Annotated in this window: 20 protein-coding genes; 14 read left to right on the top strand and 6 right to left on the bottom strand. The window is 68.3% G+C overall.

Features of this window, described 5'->3' with window-relative positions; all coding sequences use genetic code 11:
* Positions 1 to 91 precede the first annotated feature (91 nt).
* Entirely contained in the window at positions 92 to 1,351 is a 1,260-nt protein-coding gene (locus tag OG194_RS19545) for a PucR family transcriptional regulator (RefSeq protein ID WP_327402115.1), read from the top strand.
* 3 nt (positions 1,352 to 1,354) lie between these two features.
* On the opposite strand, the gene OG194_RS19540 is transcribed toward OG194_RS19545, so the two are convergent.
* The gene (locus OG194_RS19540; RefSeq protein ID WP_327402114.1) at positions 1,355 to 2,290 is read right to left on the bottom strand and encodes a transglutaminase domain-containing protein; all 936 of its coding nucleotides are present in this window, start codon (positions 2,288 to 2,290) and stop codon (positions 1,355 to 1,357) included.
* Between the two features lie 45 nt (positions 2,291 to 2,335).
* Entirely contained in the window at positions 2,336 to 2,944 is a 609-nt protein-coding gene (locus OG194_RS19535) for a TetR/AcrR family transcriptional regulator (RefSeq protein WP_327402113.1), read from the bottom strand.
* A 188-nt stretch (positions 2,945 to 3,132) separates the two neighbouring features.
* Here OG194_RS19535 and OG194_RS19530 point away from each other — a divergent pair, with 188 nt between their 5' ends.
* On the top strand, positions 3,133 to 3,873 hold the full coding sequence (locus tag OG194_RS19530; RefSeq protein WP_327402112.1) for a VOC family protein: 741 nt from the start codon (positions 3,133 to 3,135) through the stop codon (positions 3,871 to 3,873).
* Between the two features lie 1,038 nt (positions 3,874 to 4,911).
* On the opposite strand, the gene OG194_RS19525 is transcribed toward OG194_RS19530, so the two are convergent.
* Positions 4,912 to 5,541 (bottom strand): DUF7848 domain-containing protein, encoded by a 630-nt coding sequence (locus tag OG194_RS19525; protein ID WP_327402111.1) that lies wholly within the window; start codon positions 5,539 to 5,541, stop codon positions 4,912 to 4,914.
* Between the two features lie 116 nt (positions 5,542 to 5,657).
* Between OG194_RS19525 and OG194_RS19520 the strand changes: the two genes are divergently transcribed.
* From OG194_RS19520 to OG194_RS19505, 4 genes are read left to right on the top strand one after another with little or no spacing between them, the layout of a single operon-like run.
* Entirely contained in the window at positions 5,658 to 6,602 is a 945-nt protein-coding gene (locus OG194_RS19520; RefSeq protein WP_327402110.1) for a helix-turn-helix domain-containing protein, read from the top strand.
* On the top strand, positions 6,559 to 6,678 hold the full coding sequence (locus OG194_RS19515; protein ID WP_327402109.1) for a DUF397 domain-containing protein: 120 nt from the start codon (positions 6,559 to 6,561) through the stop codon (positions 6,676 to 6,678). Before OG194_RS19520 ends, OG194_RS19515 begins: the two co-directional genes overlap by 44 nt.
* Positions 6,679 to 6,727: 49 nt before the next feature.
* Entirely contained in the window at positions 6,728 to 6,931 is a 204-nt protein-coding gene (locus OG194_RS19510) for a DUF397 domain-containing protein (protein ID WP_327402108.1), read from the top strand.
* A 12-nt stretch (positions 6,932 to 6,943) separates the two neighbouring features.
* Positions 6,944 to 7,435 (top strand): DUF2505 family protein, encoded by a 492-nt coding sequence (locus OG194_RS19505; RefSeq protein ID WP_327402107.1) that lies wholly within the window; start codon positions 6,944 to 6,946, stop codon positions 7,433 to 7,435.
* Here OG194_RS19505 and OG194_RS19500 read toward each other — a convergent pair.
* On the bottom strand, positions 7,420 to 8,859 hold the full coding sequence (locus tag OG194_RS19500) for a purine-cytosine permease family protein (RefSeq protein ID WP_327402106.1): 1,440 nt from the start codon (positions 8,857 to 8,859) through the stop codon (positions 7,420 to 7,422). The genes OG194_RS19505 and OG194_RS19500 overlap by 16 nt on opposite strands.
* A gap of 97 nt (positions 8,860 to 8,956) precedes the next feature.
* On the bottom strand, positions 8,957 to 9,268 hold the full coding sequence (locus OG194_RS19495) for a PLD nuclease N-terminal domain-containing protein (RefSeq protein WP_327402105.1): 312 nt from the start codon (positions 9,266 to 9,268) through the stop codon (positions 8,957 to 8,959).
* 75 nt (positions 9,269 to 9,343) lie between these two features.
* On the opposite strand from OG194_RS19495, the gene OG194_RS19490 reads away from it, so the two are divergent.
* Together OG194_RS19490 and mqnP are read left to right on the top strand one after the other, a co-directional pair.
* Positions 9,344 to 10,798, top strand: coding sequence for a menaquinone biosynthesis decarboxylase (locus OG194_RS19490; RefSeq protein ID WP_327402104.1), 1,455 nt, complete (start codon positions 9,344 to 9,346; stop codon positions 10,796 to 10,798).
* Complete coding sequence (gene mqnP / locus OG194_RS19485) at positions 10,795 to 11,697, top strand: menaquinone biosynthesis prenyltransferase MqnP (protein WP_327402103.1); 903 nt, start codon at positions 10,795 to 10,797, stop codon at positions 11,695 to 11,697. Before OG194_RS19490 ends, mqnP begins: the two co-directional genes overlap by 4 nt.
* A gap of 29 nt (positions 11,698 to 11,726) precedes the next feature.
* On the opposite strand, the gene OG194_RS19480 is transcribed toward mqnP, so the two are convergent.
* Entirely contained in the window at positions 11,727 to 12,332 is a 606-nt protein-coding gene (locus OG194_RS19480) for a rhomboid family intramembrane serine protease (RefSeq protein ID WP_327402102.1), read from the bottom strand.
* Positions 12,333 to 12,423: 91 nt separating this feature from the next.
* Here OG194_RS19480 and OG194_RS19475 point away from each other — a divergent pair, with 91 nt between their 5' ends.
* The 6 genes from OG194_RS19475 (at position 12,424) to OG194_RS19450 (ending at position 16,487) form a co-directional block, all read left to right on the top strand.
* The gene (locus OG194_RS19475; RefSeq protein ID WP_327402101.1) at positions 12,424 to 13,125 is read left to right on the top strand and encodes a UbiX family flavin prenyltransferase; all 702 of its coding nucleotides are present in this window, start codon (positions 12,424 to 12,426) and stop codon (positions 13,123 to 13,125) included.
* A gap of 94 nt (positions 13,126 to 13,219) precedes the next feature.
* On the top strand, positions 13,220 to 13,675 hold the full coding sequence (locus tag OG194_RS19470) for an Lrp/AsnC family transcriptional regulator (RefSeq protein WP_327402100.1): 456 nt from the start codon (positions 13,220 to 13,222) through the stop codon (positions 13,673 to 13,675).
* Between the two features lie 49 nt (positions 13,676 to 13,724).
* Complete coding sequence (gene mqnE, locus OG194_RS19465; protein WP_327407132.1) at positions 13,725 to 14,888, top strand: aminofutalosine synthase MqnE; 1,164 nt, start codon at positions 13,725 to 13,727, stop codon at positions 14,886 to 14,888.
* 10 nt (positions 14,889 to 14,898) lie between these two features.
* Positions 14,899 to 15,423 carry a GNAT family N-acetyltransferase gene (locus OG194_RS19460; RefSeq protein ID WP_327402099.1) on the top strand — a complete coding sequence of 175 codons (525 nt, stop codon included), beginning with the start codon at positions 14,899 to 14,901 and terminating at the stop codon, positions 15,421 to 15,423.
* Positions 15,424 to 15,513: 90 nt separating this feature from the next.
* Positions 15,514 to 15,825, top strand: a complete 312-nt coding sequence (locus OG194_RS19455; protein WP_327402098.1) for a DUF4229 domain-containing protein — start codon at positions 15,514 to 15,516, stop codon at positions 15,823 to 15,825.
* 26 nt (positions 15,826 to 15,851) lie between these two features.
* Positions 15,852 to 16,487 (top strand): TetR/AcrR family transcriptional regulator, encoded by a 636-nt coding sequence (locus OG194_RS19450; RefSeq protein WP_327402097.1) that lies wholly within the window; start codon positions 15,852 to 15,854, stop codon positions 16,485 to 16,487.
* Positions 16,488 to 16,522: the final 35 nt, after the last annotated feature.

Here is a 16,522-nt window from a genome sequence, read left to right as displayed (position 1 = left end):
CTCCAGTGGGCGAAACACGAGGGCAACGTGCGGAAAGTACTCTCCCCGCATCCCGTACCCGGACGAACTGTCAGCGCCCCTGGAGGTGCCCGTGCCCGCACTCACCCTCCGTGAGGTCCTGGCCCTCGACCCGGTGCGTGCCACCGAGCCCGAACTCCTGGCCGGCGAGGCCGCGCTCGACCGCCCCGTGCGCTGGGTCCACTCCAGCGAGGTCTACGAGGGCGCGAACTTCCTCGACGGCGGCGAACTCCTCCTCACCAACGGCTTCGGCCTCACCGACACGGACGCCGAGGTCCGCCGCCGCTACGTCCGCGAGCTGGCGGCCCGGGGCGCGTCCGGCCTGGCGGTCGAGATCGGCCGCTCCCTCCCCACGATGCCCCCTGAGGTCACGGACGAGGCCCGCCGCCTGGGCCTTCCCCTGCTGGCTCTCCACCGGGTCGTCCCCTTCGTACGGATCACCGAGGCCGCCAACCGGGCGATCGTCGCCCGCGGCCTGTCCGGCCGTTCCGTCGTACGACCGTGGGGCGACGACCACACGGCAGCGCTCTTGGCCGACCTCGCCGACCGCGCCGCGCTGAACCAACCGGAGGTCGAGGCGAGGTCCGCTCTGGCCGGCTTCCACCCCGGCCCGGGCGCCCGCCTGATCGGAGTCTCCGTCCACGGCACACGCGAGGTGACGGCCGTGGACCGGGCGGTACGACTCCTGGGTGGCGCGAGTGTGCTGCGGGCGGCGTTCCCGGGTGACGTCCTGGCCCTGCTCGCGCTTCCGGGGTCTGTCTCGGGCGACCCCATCCGGGCGGTCCAGGAGGCGTTCCGTACGGCTGCGGACCCCGGGCTGACGGTCGCGGTGGGGCACGCGGTCGAGGCCGGGAGCGGCTGGCTGCGCTGGAGCGACACGTTGAGGGCGGCCCGTACGACACTGGAACTGGCGCTGACGGTCCCCGCGGCCGAACCCGCCCTCCCCGAGGGCCCGTTGGTGACATCGGCACGAGCGCTGGCCCTGGAACGTGAGCTGACGCGCGGCGGCATCGACGCGAACCGGGACCGCCTGGCGAGGCTGGTGCAGCACGCGCTGGGCCCGCTGCTGGCGTGGGAGGCGGCCCATCCCAGCGACCTGGTGCGGACGCTCGAAGTTCATCTACGGCACGGCTGCTCGCCGACGCGGACGGCAGCCCTGCTGCACATCGGCCGCCAGTCCCTCTACCAGCGCCTGGAACGCATCGAGTCGTTGCTCGGCCTGGAGATCGACGATCCCGATCTGCTGGGCGAGTTGCTGGCGGCGGTGTGCGCGCATCGGGTGGTGCGGGGGATGGGGGCGGCTCAGGTACGGGGGCTGCGGACGGTGGCGTGAGATTCAGCTCTGGCGCAGGGTGACTTCGCTGGGGCCGTTGAAGGGTGCGTAGCAGGTCACGGTGGGCGGGGTGCGCAGGGTGTCGTCCTCGGTGAAGAGTCTCCGTACGGCGTCGAAGGCGACCTCACCGCTGACGACCGGGGCGACCTGGTCGTAGAACTCCCGCGAGGACTCCGGCAACGGCTCCCCGGGCTTCCCTTCGTCCTCGCTCCACACGTCCCACAACAGGGTCTCCACCTTGTTCAGGGCGGCGAGGTCGAGGCGGATGTTGCCCGCGACGAAGCGTTCGCCCCAGAACGGGCCCTCCTCCGGCCGGTGCAGGCCGAACGTCGTCGGGTCGGCGCCGCCCGTGCGGATGGCCTGCCAGGCCTCGCCCGCGACGAGGAAACGGTCGCGGGGTACGTCCATCGGGTCGAAGTCGACGTTCCAGTGGGCGGTGACGACGGGGTCGGTCAGCTGGGAGTCGGCGAGGAGCCAGCCGCGGTCGTCGTCCCAGTACTCGGTGACGACGTGATCGCCGTGGAAGAGCCTGGAGACGTCGGTGTCGGGCGCGTTGAAGTAGTCGGCGAAGCCGGAACGGATGCGGGCCGGGATGCCCAACTGCCGCAGGAACGAGCAGTGCAGGAGCGAGAAGTCCCGGCACACTCCGACGAACCGGTCGCCGGGTTCGCGCGGCAGGCTGAGCGGGGTGTCGTTCCGGGCCACGACGATGCGCAGGATGTCGTCGACGTAGCGGCTCTCGGCGTCGTTGTGGAGGCGGTCGGTGGGGTGGGTGTGGTCGTAGAAGCCGTCTTCCAGGCGGTGGATGAGCAAGTCGCGGGTGATGCGGGCGAGTTGGGCCGGGTCGCGGGGGAGGCCGGTGTAGAGGTGGGCCAGGGCGCCGGGGTCGGAGTACGGGCTCTGGACGGTGTGGAAGGCGAGGTCCGCGCTGAGAGGCATGGCGTCGACCGTGTCAAAATTCGCCCTGGATTGTCCAGAGTTACTTCAGGTCGGGTCCGCGGCGACCGAGCGCCAGATGCGGTCCGGGAGGACGCGGGCGGCCTCGTCGAGGTCGATTTCGATGTCGTCGATACCGGAGAGCCAGCGGCGGACGACGCCGACCAGTGGGCCCAGGACGAGGGACTCCAGCAGGGGCAGCGACAGTGGGGCCAACTCACCTGAATCCACGTGGGATTGGACCCAGACGGCGAACACCGAGAGTCTGGCCTCCTGGGAGTCACGCAGCTCCCTGGCCTGGATCATGTTCCGCTGGTCGGTTCTGGCGGAGTGCAACAGCAGGGCGGCGTCCCGGTGTTCGCGGACGAAGGCGAGATGCGTCCGTACGATCGCGCGGATGCCGGTCCTGGCCGTGCGGGTCGCCTGCATCGCCGTGATCAACTCGCCCAGCAACCGGCTCAGCCAGCGCTCCGTCAGCGCGTCGAACAGGCCGTCCAGGCTGCCGAAGTGGTGGTACAGGCTGCCGAGGCTGACACCGCTGGCCTTGGTCACGGCGTTGACGGTAAGACCCTGTTCGCCCTGCTCGGCGAACAGGCGTAGCGCGGCGTCGAGGAGCAGGTCTGCGGTGACCTCGCCGCGGTGTTGCTTGGGGCTCATGCGGGACAGCGTATTGGGAAGCCGGTTCTAGAGTGAATTTCTAGAGCAGATTTCTGGAATCCCCTTCCGGTCTGGCTATTCGGCGGTCCAGACTTGGTGGTAGCCGGGCCCGCGTCCGTCCGTTTCGGGGGATACGGATGGCCGTGGGTCCGGTGGGCTGAGTCTGGGTGGTGCATAGGATCGGCGGCATGGCGCTGCGACCCGTTCAGGTGAACATCAAGGCTGTTGACGGCTTGGCGGTCGGTCAGTTCTGGGCGGAGGCGCTCGGCTGGAGCGTCTTCAGCCCTGGCGTGACCACGTATGTCGGCCCGGGCGGCGGCCTCGTCTGGCCCGAGCCGGTCGGTCTCGGCATCGACATCATCCCCGTCCCGGAATCCAAGACGCCGACGAAGAACCGTCTGCACCTCGATCTCGCGACTACCTCTACGGCCCACCAGGCGGAGTTGGTCACGCGTCTACGGTCTTTCGGCGCGACGCCCGTCGACGTGGGCCAGGGCGATGTCCCTTGGACCGTCCTCGCGGACCCTGAGGGCAACGAGTTCTGCGTGCTGGAGCCTCGGGAGACCTATCGGGACACCGGGCCGATCGCTGCGGTCGTCGTCGACTGTGTGGACCCGCGTGCGATGGCAGGGTTCTGGGGCGAGGCGATGGACTGGGCCGTCCTTGAAGTCTCCGACGATCAGGCGTCGTTGCGCTCCGCCGAGGGGGTCGGGCCGTATCTGGAGTTCCTCCGCGTGCCTGGCGCGAAGGAGGTGCCGGACCGCATCCATCTCGATCTGATGCCGTATGCCGGTGGCGACAAGGCGGCGGAGGTGGGGCGGTTGAAGGGGCTGGGGGCAAGTGACCTCGATCTCGGCCAGGGCGATGTCTCGTGGACGTGCCTGACGGATCCGGAGGGGCACGAGTTCTGCGTTCTTGCCGTGTCCTGAGGCGGGGCCATGTCGATGCCTGGCCTGTTGGTATGTGAACGTTGGGCCACTCGCTTCTTGGCCAGTGTCGTGCTTCCACGGCCCGAGTAAAGGGCGCTCCCTGCGGTCGCGTCGCCTTCGGCGATTCCGCTCCGCTCCACCCTTGACTAGGGCCGCTCCAGCCCGTTTCAGAAGCGAGCGAGCGGCCCGGAGGAACGGGTGGCCAGGTAGGGACCCCCCTGCCTGAACCGTGTTGCCGGCCGGTGCGAAGGGGCGCGCTCGCGTCTCGCCAGCACGCCGGGCTGGCTCAGCGGCCAACCCTGGGGGGGGTAGTTGCTGGAAGCCGGGGGTAAATCTAACCACCGTAACAACCATTGACCGGTTAGAAATAACCCCAGCCTCCAGAGAGGCCAGGGGTGAGGCGAGGGTGACGCGTCGGCATCTCGCCTGCACGCCGGGTCGGCTCAGCGACTGTCGGCCGGTGGGGACTTACTGCGCAAGCGGCCAAGGGGCGGAGGATCGCCGCGCGGGCCCGGTCGGTAACGGCTGTCGGTGCGGCAGCTGCCCCGGCGCTACGGCACCGTGTTCTTCGCCTCCCGCCTCCCACCCACACCTCCGCAGCCTGTGCTCTTTTCTAACCAGTAAAGTGTCATGATGGTGGTTAGATTTACCCCCGGCTTCCAGCACCTACCTACCCGGGGTCGGCCGCTCAAGCCGAGGCGCCGTGCGGGTCAGACCGCGGCACGCCCTCATGCACCCTCCACCCCACCGGCGGACAGTCGCTAAGCCCACCCGGCGTGCTGGCGAGACGCGAACGCGTCCCCTCGCACCGGCTCGCGACGCAGTACAGGTATGGGTCTCCCCACCTTGGCCACCCGTTCCTCCGGGCCGCTCGCTCGCTTCTGAAACGGGCTGGAGCGGGTCGAGTCAAGGGTGGAGCGGAGCGGAATCGGCGTAGCCGACGCGACCGTAGGGAGCGCCCTTTACTCGGGCCGTGGAAGCACGACACTGGCTGAGAAGCGAGTGGCCCAACGGCCACATATCAACAGGGGCTCACCCCTACCCCTGCGGCTCCAGTACCGCGTAGTCCGCGAAGCTTCGGCGGTAGCGGGTGTGCCGGGTTTCCTGCGTGTGCTTGCGTTGCCATTCCTCTACGTCGGCCGGGTTGCCGTAGGGGCCGGACGTGGCGTCGCAGTCGGACTCGTCGCCGGAGACACAGCGGGCTTCGTACTCCGGTTCCGCGGTGGGGTCTTGGACGATCGCGTACGGCACGAAGCGGAAGACTCGCCGGTGCTGGATCTCGTGGTCGCGGTGCTGGTGCCGGCGGAGCAGGACGTTCGCGTCGGTCTCGGCGGTGCCGTCGTTGCGGACGCGGGCTTCGTGGCGGAGGGCGGCGAGGTCGGTGCAGGCCTGGCAGTCGGGGATGGGGGAGGGGGGTGTCGTGATGTCGTAGGGGACGGAATTTCCCACCCAGGAGCGGGAGTTGGCCGCCTTTACGCTCGCGATCAGCCGTTCCTGGGGTGTTGCCGGGCGTACGGCTTCCGGGGCGGCCTCCCATTCGCGGCCGCCGCCGAGTGGGCGCAGCATCGCGTAGGGGCCTGCCTCGCCTCGGTATTCACCCACCTTGTTCGTACTGATGTCGTAGACGAGCGTTCCTTGTTCGATCTGGTTCGCGATCGGCTCAACCATGTTCACTCCGGGGCCACTTCATCACTCTGGGTGTATTGAGAGTCGCCCAGGGGAACGGTGCGTATCAATGCTTGGCGCGTGCCATTGGGCTATTGCCACGGAGGGGGGCGGGTTCGGTGACCTATCGCAACGCGGAGGCCACGGGCGGGGTCAGTAACGCGGTGCTGTTCGGCGACTTACTCCGGTTCTATCGCGAGACCGAGTTGCTGACGCAGGAGGCTTTGGCCCGGCAGCTTCACTGCGACCGTTCGCATGTGGCCAAGATCGAGGCGGGCACACGGGTTCCGCAGGAGTCGTTCGCGAAGACGTGTGACGAAATCCTGCACACGGGTGGGGCGTTGCTGCGGATGTGGCGCCAGATCGACTGGTATCCCGAGGTGCAGCACCCCGATTGGTTCGAGCGGCGAGCTGAGATGGATGCGCAAGCTGTCGCGCTGCGGGCGTATCAAGAGCGCGTCATGCCAGGGCTGTTGCAGACGCCGGCTTACGCGCACGCCCTGTTCTCCCGGATCGCGAGCGGTGAGGAGGTGGAGGAGCGTGTTCGGGCCAGGCTGAGCCGCCAACCGCGCTTCCTCGCCGAGGACGGCCCGTTGTACGTCGCCATCCTGGACGAGAGTTGTCTGCGCAACACGGTGGGAGGCGCGGAGGTCATGCGGAAGCAGTGCGAGCACCTGCTGAGTGTCGGTCGACGCCCCAACATCCGTATCCAGGTGGCTCCAGCGGGTTACCCCGAACTTCTGCGCCCCAACGTGTCGATGTCGCTGATCGAACTGCCTGATGGGCACCGCTGGGTGTACTCGGAGTCGCTGGATCGTGGCCATTTCAGCGACGATCCGGCCGTCTTCGCGAGGCACAGCCAGGCCTATGATGTGCTCAGGGCGGACATCCTGTCAGCCCGCGAATCCGCCGCTCTGATCAGCGACGTGATGGAGGGTTACGAGCACCATGGACAGGCACCAGTTCGGCGCGGCGACTTGGGTCAAGAGCAGCTACAGCGGCGAGAACGGCGGCGACTGCGTGGAAATCGTCTCCGCTTTCCCCGCCGTGGTGCCGGTGCGTGACAGCAAGGTCGTCGAGGGCCCGGTGCTCGTCGTCACTCGTGCTGCTTGGTCGGCGTTCACGGGTGCTCTTCGCTGACTTGAACGCCCCTTTGCTGGGCGGTAGTTCATGCCTAACCCTGATCGTCATGGACAGGCATGAGTTGAGCGCGGCGGCTTGGATCAAGAGCAGCTACAGCGGCGACAACGGCGGCAACTGCGTGGAAATCGCCCCCGCTTTCCCCGCCGTGGTGCCGGTGCGTGACAGTAAGTTGGTCAACGGCCCGGTGCTGGTCGTCACCCGTTCCGCTTGGTCTGCGTTCACTGCCGCTCACGGTGCGTGCCTGCGCTGATACTTTGCGTGTATGAAGTTCACCCTTACCTATGACGTGGCCGGTGCTCCCGACGGGTTCTTCGTCTGGTTTCTTGATTCGGCGCGTGAAGAGGACCTGTACAAGGGCGAGTTGGCGTACAAGAGCTACTCGATGTCGGGGCGGCGTGAGAGCGACGAGCGGGTTGTCCGGCGCACCGTGTTCCAGCGCTCACTGCAACTGCCCGACCCCGTGACCAAGTTGCTCGGCGCCAACTTCAGCGAGGTCGAGGACGGGACCTTCGAGAAGGCGGACCGGCTGTGGACCTGGAAGGTCACGCCGAGCAGCCAGGCGGACAAGATCCGCCACGAAGGTCAGCTGAGGGTCGAGGACGTCGACGCCGTCCGCAGCCGCCTCCGCCTGGACTTCACCTACGAGGCGAAGATCTTCGGCGTCGGCGGCCTGCTGGAGAGCTTCATGGAGAAGACCCTGCGTGAGGAGTGGGACCGGACCGTCCCGTTCTACAACCGTCAGGCCTCGGCCTGAGCGGACGCCGATGTCGAGGCGGGCGTCGAGGTCCGTCCGGCGATACGAGTGAACGCCACGTACAGCACCGCGCTCAGCACGAAGCCCACGATCGGCGTGCTGTCGCCGAAGGACGGCCAGTGCTTCGGGACGTAGCCGACGTAGTCCTCCTGGTTGGAGAAGAGCGGGACCGAGACGCCGATGCCGATCAACAGGGCTGCCAGGCCTGGCCAGTTGGTGAAGGTGGGGTCGGTCAGGCGGGGGGCCAGCTCCGAAGTTGTCGTCGTGCCGCGTGACTGGAACCAGCGCTCCACCAGCACCACGCCCAGCCACGGCGCCACCCAGTACGCGATCACCAGCAGGAACGCCTCGTACGCCGAACCCGCGTCGGACAGTGACGCCCACGCCGCCGCCGTACCGGCCACTCCGGACACCACGACCAGGACGCTGCGGTTCAGCCACGCGGGGAGCTTCAGACCCAGCGCCGTGAGGGACATCGCGCCGGAGTAGACGTTCAGGGCGTTCGCCGAGATCGCGCCGAGGATGATCGCGAGCAGCACCAAGTTGGCGAGCCAGGACGGGAGATGGCCGGTGAAGGCCGCCGTCGGGGTTGCGTCCTTGGGGGCGAGGAGCGTTGCCGAGGCCGCTCCCATCACCGCCACGAACGTCACCGAGACGAACAGGCCCAGCGCCGGGTACAGGACCGTCTTGAACTTGTTCGCCGTGCGGGGGAGGTAGCGCGCGTAGTCCGTGGCGTACGGGTTCCAGCCCGCCGCGTAGCCCCAGGCCGCGCTGAGCGCGAGCAGGAAACCGCCCACTCCGCCGCCCGTGCCGCCCCCGCCGAGGTGCGCGTCCTTGAAGGTCCAGACGCCGGCCAGCAGGAAGATCACCGCGAGCGCCGGGAACGCGTACTTCTCGAAGGTGTGCACGAAGTTGTGGCCGATGAAGCCGATGAGGATCTCCGCCACGACCACCAGCAGCAGGGACGGGAGAGGTCGTAGACCCGTCAGCGTGTTGAGTGCGAACGCCGCGCTCACGCTGTTCACCGCGAACCAACCGACGCCCGCCACAAGGCCGTTGGCCGCCGACGGGATGATGTTGCCGCGGAAGCCGAAGGAGAAGCGGCCGATCACCATCTGCGGGACGCCGAAGCGCGGGCCGTCCAGGGAGAGGAAGCCCTGCGTGATCGCGCCCAGGCCCGTGCCCAGGACGATCGCCGCGGTCGCCTGCCAGAAGCTCAGGCCGAAGAAGAGGACCGAGATCACGCCGATGTAGACGGTCGCGAACTCGATGTTCGGGGAGGCCCAGGTCCAGAGGAGCTGGAGCGGGCTGCCATGGCGTTCGGCGTCGGGGATCGGTTCGGCACCGGCCGTCTCTACGGCGATGACCTTGTCACCGTATTCGGGGGCGAGGGTGCCGGTCGAGTCGGCGGGAGCAGTCGTCATGCGAGGTAAGTGTCCGGTTCCTGCCGGTCCGGGCCCAGAGGCGCATTGTCCGTACCGGGCCGCTCACCGGCGTACAACCTGCACGTATCGCGTGACGTCACTCGGGCTTGGGATCGTCCTTGAGGTCGTCCTTGAGGTCGTCCTTGTTCAGGGACTTCAGGAACTCGGGGTTGTCGTCCGGCGCGATCCACTGGCCCGGCGCGGCCGTCGACTCGGCCCCGGTGCGCCGCGCCCGGCCCGCGATCAGCCACGCGATCGGACCGACCAGCACCTCGCCGAAGAGCAGGATCACGAACACCCACGCCAGCTTCGGCATGCCCCGCACGTCCTCCTCGGGCGTGTTCAGGCAGTCCACGAAGGCGTAGATCCACAGAGCCAGGACCAGCAGGAAGGGCAGATACCTGAGCATGGTGGCGAGATTCTCCTGAGTGGTGGACGGCCCCGGTGACGGGGTCAGGTTAGCGGGTGGCAGATACTTGGACACATGGCTTACGACGATCTTCGCTCCCTGCTCAGGGCACTGGAGCGCGAGGGAGACCTCAAGCGCATCAAGGCCGAGGTGGACCCCTATCTGGAGGTCGGGGAGATCGTCGACCGGGTCCAGAAGGCCGGTGGGCCCGCGCTTCTCTTCGAGAAGGTGAAGGGGTCCTCCATGCCCCTCGCCATGAACGTCTTCGGGACCGACCGGCGGCTGCTCAAGGCCCTGGGGCTGAAGTCGTACGGCGACATCTCCGAGAAGATCGGCGGGCTGCTGCGGCCCGAACTGCCGCAGGGGTTCGTGGGGGTGCGGGACGCCTTCGGGAAGCTCGGCTCGATGACCCACGTACCGCCGAAGAAAGTCAAGGAAGCGCCGGTGCAGGAGGTGGTGCTCACGGGCGATGACGTCGACCTCGACGCGCTGCCCGCCCTCTTCACCTGGCCGCAGGACGGCGGGTCCTTCTTCAACCTCGGGCTCACGCACACGAAGGACCCGGAGAGCGGGGTCCGTAATCTCGGGCTGTACCGGCTCCAGCGCCACGACAAGCGCACCATCGGCATGCACTGGCAGATCCACAAGGACAGCCGGAACCACTATCAGGTCGCGGCCAGGAAGGGTGAGCGGCTGCCGGTCGCGATCGCCTTCGGGTGTCCGCCCGCCGTGACCTACGCCTCCACCGCGCCCCTTCCCGGTGACATCGACGAGTACCTCTTCGCCGGGTTCATCGCGGGCAAGCGGATCGAGATGGTCGACTGCAAGACCGTGCCGTTGCAGGTGCCGGCACAGGCCGAGGTCGTCATCGAGGGGTGGCTGGAGCCCGGCGAGATGCTGCCGGAGGGGCCGTTCGGGGACCACACCGGGTTCTACACGCCGCAGGAACCCTTCCCCGCGCTGACCATCGACTGCGTGACGATGCGCAAGCGGCCGTTGCTTCAGTCGATCGTCGTAGGCCGGCCTCCGACGGAGGACGGACCGCTGGGGCGCGCCACGGAGCGGTTCTTTCTGCCGCTGCTGAAGATCATCGTGCCGGACATCGTGGACTACCACCTGCCCGAAGCGGGCGGATTCCACAACTGCGCGATCGTCTCCATCGACAAGAAGTACCCGAAGCACGCGCAGAAGGTGATGCACGCGGTCTGGGGTGCGCACATGATGTCCCTGACCAAGCTGATCGTGGTCGTCGACGCCGACTGCGACGTCCACGATCTGCACGAGGTCGCGTGGCGGGCCCTCGGCAACACGGACTACGCCCGCGATCTCTCGGTCGTGGAAGGACCCGTCGATCATCTCGACCATGCCTCCTACCAGCAGTTCTGGGGCGGCAAGGCGGGGATCGACGCGACGAGGAAGTGGCCCGAAGAGGGGTACACGCGGGACGGCGGCTGGCCCGAGATGGTGCTGTCCGACCCGGAGACGGCGGCGAAGGTCGACCGCCGGTGGAAGGAGTACGGACTTTCGTGAGCAGCGCATCAGCCGCGATCCCGCAGCCGGGGCGCACCAAGGCGTTCCTACGCCTCGTCATGATCGAGCACTCCGTCTTCGCCCTGCCCTTCGCGTACATCGCCGCGCTGACCGCGATGTTCGAGCTGGACGAGAACATCCACTGGGGGCGGCTGCTGCTGGTCACCATCTGCATGGTGGGGCTGCGGACGTTCGCGATGGCGGTCAACCGGATCATCGACCGGGAGATCGACGCCCGTAACCCGCGCACCGCGCACCGCGAGTTGGTGACGGGTGCGATGTCGGTCAAGCACGCGTGGACCGGCGCGCTCGTCGCCCTGGTCGTCTTCCTGGGCTCGGCCGCACTCCTGAACCCGTTGTGTCTGGCGCTGGCCCCCATCGCGGTGATCCCGATGGTGGTCTATCCCTACGGCAAGCGGTTCACGAACTTTCCGCAGGCGATCCTCGGTCTCGCGCAGGCCATGGGCCCGGTCGGCGGCTGGCTGGCGATCACCGGCGAATGGTCCTGGGACGCGGTGATCCTCGGTCTCGCCGTCGGCATCTGGATCGGCGGCTTCGACCTGATCTACGCCTGCCAGGACATCGAGACCGACCGCGAGATCGGCGTCATGTCGGTCCCGGCCCGCTTCGGCATCCCGGCGTCGATCTGGGGCGCCCGCGTCTGCCACGCGATCACGACCGCCCTGCTGGCCTGGTACGGCGCGGCCACCGGCGCCGGCGCCTTCTTCTGGTTCGGGCTGCTGATCGTCGCGGGCGCGTTCGTGTACGAGCACTCGATCGTCCGGCCGCATGATCTTTCGCGGTTGAACCGGGCGTTCTTCAGCGTCAACGGGTTCATCGGGATCGCCCTGTTCGTGTGTGCGCTGCTGGATCTGCTGGTGCGGGGTCTCAGCGTCTGAGCCGCGGGGTCACCGTCCGAGCGGCGGCCTCACGATGTCAGCGCGGTCCTCGGGGTGGGCCTGCGGCGGAACACGAACGCCGCCCCCACCCCCGCCACCAACCCGATCAGGTGCGCCTGCCAGCTGACCCCCGACTGGGTGGGCGCCAGGCCGAACAGGATCGAGGTGCCCCAGACCGCGCCGATGAGCAGGCCGACGGCGATGCCCAGTGGGCGGCGCTCGGTGAAGCCGCTGGTCAGCAGGAAGCCGAAGAGGCCGAAGATCAGGCCCGACGCGCCCGCCGTGTTCGTGTGGGCCGGGGATATCAGCCACACGCCGAGGCCGTCCGCCACGATGATCAGCGCGGACATCAGAAGGAAACGGCGGATGCCGCCCAGTGCCGCCAGGAAGCCGAACACCAGCAGCGGGACGCTGTTCGCGGCGACATGCGCGAAGCCGAAGTGGATGAACGCGGCCGGGACGACGTCGATCAGCTCGGACGGCTCGCGCGGGATGATCCCGAGGCTGTCGAGGGCGTGGCCGGACACCACGTCCACCACTTCGAGCAGCCACAACAGCGCGACCCAGCCCACCATCAGCTTGGCCGCGGCCTTCGCGCGGTCGCTCTGCGACCACTCCAACTCCGTACCGGACATGGCACCCCCCAGAGTCCACTCGTCCCCACAGAAGAACGCCCCGGCACCCTTGGCCGGTTCCCGTCCCGCGACGCCAGCTAGGCTCGGTGTCGTGAACCCAGTCAAGCCAGGAGAGACGCGGCGTACGCCTTGGATCGTAGGGGTGTCCGGCGCTTCCGGCACCCCATACGCGGCTGCCGTGCTGCGCGCGCTCCTCGACGCCGGCGAGAGTGTCGACCTCGTGGTGTCCCGCGCGTCCCGGCTCACGCTCCTCGACGAGACGGGGATCGCCTTCCGGGACGCGCACTGGCAGGACGACCTGCGGGAATGGCTGGCCCGCGGCGCCGACGGCAAGCCCGGCACCTTCCAGCCCGCCATCGACACCGATGCCGTACGGCACTGGAGCGCGGGCGACCTCGCGGCGGGGCCGTCCTCGGGGTCGTACCCCGCGAAGGGGATGATCGTCGTGCCCGCGTCGACCGCGTGTGTCGCCGGGATCGCCCTCGGGCTGAGCAAGGACCTGTTGCAGCGGGCGGCGAGCGTCACCCTCAAGGAGCGGCGCGCGCTGGTGGTCGCCGTACGCGAGACGCCGTTGAACGGGCAGACGCTGCGGCACCTCGTGACCCTGGACGACCTGGGCGCGGCCGTGGTGCCCGCCTCGCCCGGGTTCTACGCCGGGGCCACCCACATCCAGGACCTGGTGGACTTCGTCGCCGGGCGGGTCCTGGACTCGGCGGGTGTCGAGCACGACCTGTACCGGCGGTGGAAGGGCGACCTCGGCGCCGGCTTCCGCACCGCCGACACCACCAACTGACGTACGGCACCCGCTTATTCATCCATCCTCATCGGCATCACATTCTCGGCATCACCTTCATCGTCATCGTCATCACCGGAAGGCAATCGATCGCATGGACGCGGTGGACAGGCAGCTCATCCAGGCCCTGAGAGAGAACGGCCGGGCCTCCTACGCGGAGCTGGGGCGCCTCGTCGGCCTGTCGGGACCCAGTGTCACCGACCGCATCAACCGGCTGGAGGCGGCCGGTGTCATCACCGGCTACCGCGCGACCGTCGACTCGGCCTCCCTCGGCCTCGGCGTCATCGCCCTGATCGGCATCTCGCTCTCCGACGCCGCCGACCACGAGGACGTGGCGCGCCGTATGAAGGACCTCGGTGAGATCGAGGACTGCTGGTTCATCGCGGGCGAGGACTCGTACATGCTGAAGGTGCGGGCACCGGACGTGGACGGGCTGGAGAAGACCATCCGGCGGCTCAGCGGGACCAAGGGTGTGTCCCGGACCCGTACGACGATCGTGCTCTCCACGAAGTGGGAGAACCGGGTCGGAGAGCTGCCCGAAGAGGCGTGACGGCGTAGGCGTACGGTTTATCGAGACTGTCTTAGGAAGAGGTATGGGCATGGATGTCGGGCTCAAGCGCGAGCTGGAGCAGAAGGTCCGCTCCGGTGAGCGGCTGTCCCGTGAGGACGGCATCGCGCTGTACGAGTCGGACGACCTGGCCTGGCTGGGCGGACTCGCGCACGAGGTGCGGACGCGGAAGAACGGCGATGTCGTCCACTTCAACGTCAACCGCCACCTGAACATGACCAACGTGTGCACCGCGTCCTGCGCCTACTGCTCGTTCCAGCGCAAGCCGGGCGAGAAGGACGCGTACACGATGCGCATCGAGGAGGCCGTCCGGCTCGCGAAGGCGATGCAGGGCGAGAACCTCACCGAGCTACACATCGTCAACGGCCTGCACCCGAACCTCCCCTGGCGCTACTACCCCCGGTCGCTGAGCGAGCTGAAGAAGGCCCTCCCGGAGGTCTCCCTCAAGGCCTTCACGGCCACCGAGATCCACCACTTCGAGACCATCTCCGGGCTGAGCGCGAGCGAGATCCTCGACGAGCTCATCGACGCCGGCCTCGAATCCCTCACCGGCGGCGGCGCGGAGATCTTCGACTGGGAGGTCCGCCAGCACATCGTCGACCACCGGACGCATTGGGAAGACTGGTCGCGGATCCACCGGCTGGCGCACGAGAAGGGTCTGAAGACCCCGTGCACCATGCTCTACGGCCACATCGAGGAGCCGCGCCACCGCGTGGACCACGTGCTGCGGCTGCGTGAACTCCAGGACGAGACCGGCGGGTTCCAGGTCTTCATCCCGCTGCGCTACCAGCACGACTTCGTGGACATGAAGGACGGGAAGGTCCGCAACCGCCTTCAGGCGCGGACGCAGATGGCGACGGGTGCGGAGGCTCTCAAGACCTTCGCGGTGTCTCGTCTCCTCTTCGACAACGTTCCGCACGTCAAGGTCTTCTGGGTCATGCACGGCGTCCAGACCGCACAGCTCGCCCTCCAGCACGGCGCGGACGACATGGACGGCTCGGTCGTCGAGTACAAGATCACGCACGACGCCGACAACTACGGCACCCCGAACAAGCTCACCCGCGACGACCTCCTCGACCTGATCCGCGACGCCGGTTTCCAGCCGGTCGAGCGGAACACGCGCTACGAGATCATCCGCGAGTACGACGGCCCGGACCCGGCGCGGCGCGAGTCGCCGCAGCCGATGCGAGTGTGAAGAAAGCTCCATGGCACTGAGTTTTGAACTGGACCCCGCGATAACCCCCGCCCTGCGCGAGGAGATCCTCACCCTCTGGGCGGACGTCTCCAACGCGGGGGGCTCGGTCGGCTTCGTCGCACCGGTCGCGGTGGACGAGATACGGCCCGAACTGGTCCGGCACTTCGTCGCCATGGCGGAGGGCCGCACCCGGCTGCTGGTCGGCCGGGACGAGACGGGCACGGTCGCCGCGACCGTGTTCCTCGCGTTCAACACCCACCGCCTGATGCTGCACTGGCTGTGGCTCTACACGGTGATGGTCCACCCCCGCCACCAGGGCAGGGGCTACGGCCGCGACCTCCTCGCCGCCGCCGAGGAGGCCGCCCGCGGCATCGACGGCATCGAGGCGATCCGCCTCACCTGCCGGGGCGGCCACGGCCTGGAGCGGTTCTACGGCTCCTGCGGCTACAAGGAGGTCGGGCGGGTGCCCGGCGCGATCCGCGTCGCCCCCGGGGACGACCGGGACGACATCTTCCTGTTGCTGCCGCTGCTGTGACCCCCCTGCAAGATCCGTGCGGCATCGTGCTTCACTGATTGATGGCCTTGTCTTTGTTGCCCTTGTCCCGAATCGGAAGAGTGGATTGAGATGTTCCGCTACACACTGTGGCGTCTCGGAGTCTTCGCGGGCTGCCTCGGCGTCGTCTGGGGCCTCGTCTACCTCGGCGCCTTCCCGCGCGGCTTCGGCGAGTCCAACGGCATGTGGATCGTGCTGCTGGCGCTGGTGATCTCGGCGCCGATCAGCTTCGTGGTGCTGCGCGGGGTGCGGGACCGTGCCTCGGTGCAGATCGTCGAGCGGGTCGACCGGATGAAGGCCAACCTGGACGCCAACCGCAGCCAGGAGGACGAGACGGTGGACGCCGCCCAGCCGGCCTCCCATCCGCAGGGTCAGACTTCCTGACACCTGGGCCCAACTACCCTTGCCCCATGGGTGCCTTGAAGACCAAACGGATGCCGCGGGCGGTCCGTGAGCAGCAGATGCTCGACGCCGCCGTGCGGACCTTCGGGCAGCGCGGCTACATGGCCGCGTCGATGGACGAGATAGCCGAACTCGCGGGCGTGTCCAAGCCGTTGGTGTATCTCTACCTGAACTCGAAGGAAGACCTGTTCACCGCGTGCATCCGGCGCGAGGGCCAGGCGCTGACCGAGTCGGTACGGGCCGGTGTGGACACGGGGTCGCCCGCCGACCGCCAACTCTGGGACGGGCTGCGGGCGTTCTTCACCCACACCGCGCAACACCCGGACGGCTGGGCCGTGTTGCACCTCCAGGCCCGCACCCACGGCGAACCCTTCGCGGCCGAGGTGGCCGCGATGCGCGCCGAACTCGTCGCGTTCGTCACCGAGTTGATCGCGGTCGCCGCGCGCGAGGCGCACCGTGACCCGGACCTCCCCGAGCACGAGGTCGCCGGTCTGGCCGAGGCGCTGGTCGGCGCCGCCGAGTCCCTCGCGGCCTGGTCGAACGCGACCCCGGGCGTCACCGCCAAGCAGGCCGCCGCGACGCTGATGAACTTCGCGTGGGCGGGGCTGGGCCAGTTGATGGAGGGGCGGCCCTGGGCGCCGTAGCGCTCACAGGCTCTTGAGCTGGTGAGCGCTCGTCG

This window comes from Streptomyces sp. NBC_01288, assembly GCF_035982055.1.
Taxonomy (GTDB): Bacteria; Actinomycetota; Actinomycetes; order Streptomycetales; family Streptomycetaceae; genus Streptomyces.
Note: the sequence above shows the minus strand (reverse complement) of the source record. Positions and strands in the feature narration are given on the sequence as shown.

Bases quoted from the DNA above. Each gene is read 5' to 3' on its own strand.
- OG194_RS19525 (WP_327402111.1), bottom strand. From the start codon at position 5,541: ATGGTTGAGCCGATCGCGAACCAGATCGAACAAGGAACGCTCGTCTAC.
- mqnE (WP_327407132.1), top strand. From the start codon at position 13,725: ATGGATGTCGGGCTCAAGCGCGAGCTGGAGCAGAAGGTCCGCTCCGGT.
- OG194_RS19490 (WP_327402104.1), top strand. From the start codon at position 9,344: ATGGCTTACGACGATCTTCGCTCCCTGCTCAGGGCACTGGAGCGCGAG.
- OG194_RS19510 (WP_327402108.1), top strand. From the start codon at position 6,728: ATGGACAGGCATGAGTTGAGCGCGGCGGCTTGGATCAAGAGCAGCTAC.
- OG194_RS19540 (WP_327402114.1), bottom strand. From the start codon at position 2,290: ATGCCTCTCAGCGCGGACCTCGCCTTCCACACCGTCCAGAGCCCGTAC.
- OG194_RS19495 (WP_327402105.1), bottom strand. From the start codon at position 9,268: ATGCTCAGGTATCTGCCCTTCCTGCTGGTCCTGGCTCTGTGGATCTAC.
- OG194_RS19535 (WP_327402113.1), bottom strand. From the start codon at position 2,944: ATGAGCCCCAAGCAACACCGCGGCGAGGTCACCGCAGACCTGCTCCTC.
- OG194_RS19505 (WP_327402107.1), top strand. From the start codon at position 6,944: ATGAAGTTCACCCTTACCTATGACGTGGCCGGTGCTCCCGACGGGTTC.
- OG194_RS19530 (WP_327402112.1), top strand. From the start codon at position 3,133: ATGGCGCTGCGACCCGTTCAGGTGAACATCAAGGCTGTTGACGGCTTG.
- OG194_RS19450 (WP_327402097.1), top strand. From the start codon at position 15,852: ATGGGTGCCTTGAAGACCAAACGGATGCCGCGGGCGGTCCGTGAGCAG.
- OG194_RS19455 (WP_327402098.1), top strand. From the start codon at position 15,514: ATGTTCCGCTACACACTGTGGCGTCTCGGAGTCTTCGCGGGCTGCCTC.
- OG194_RS19470 (WP_327402100.1), top strand. From the start codon at position 13,220: ATGGACGCGGTGGACAGGCAGCTCATCCAGGCCCTGAGAGAGAACGGC.
- OG194_RS19500 (WP_327402106.1), bottom strand. From the start codon at position 8,859: ATGACGACTGCTCCCGCCGACTCGACCGGCACCCTCGCCCCCGAATAC.
- OG194_RS19460 (WP_327402099.1), top strand. From the start codon at position 14,899: ATGGCACTGAGTTTTGAACTGGACCCCGCGATAACCCCCGCCCTGCGC.
- OG194_RS19480 (WP_327402102.1), bottom strand. From the start codon at position 12,332: ATGTCCGGTACGGAGTTGGAGTGGTCGCAGAGCGACCGCGCGAAGGCC.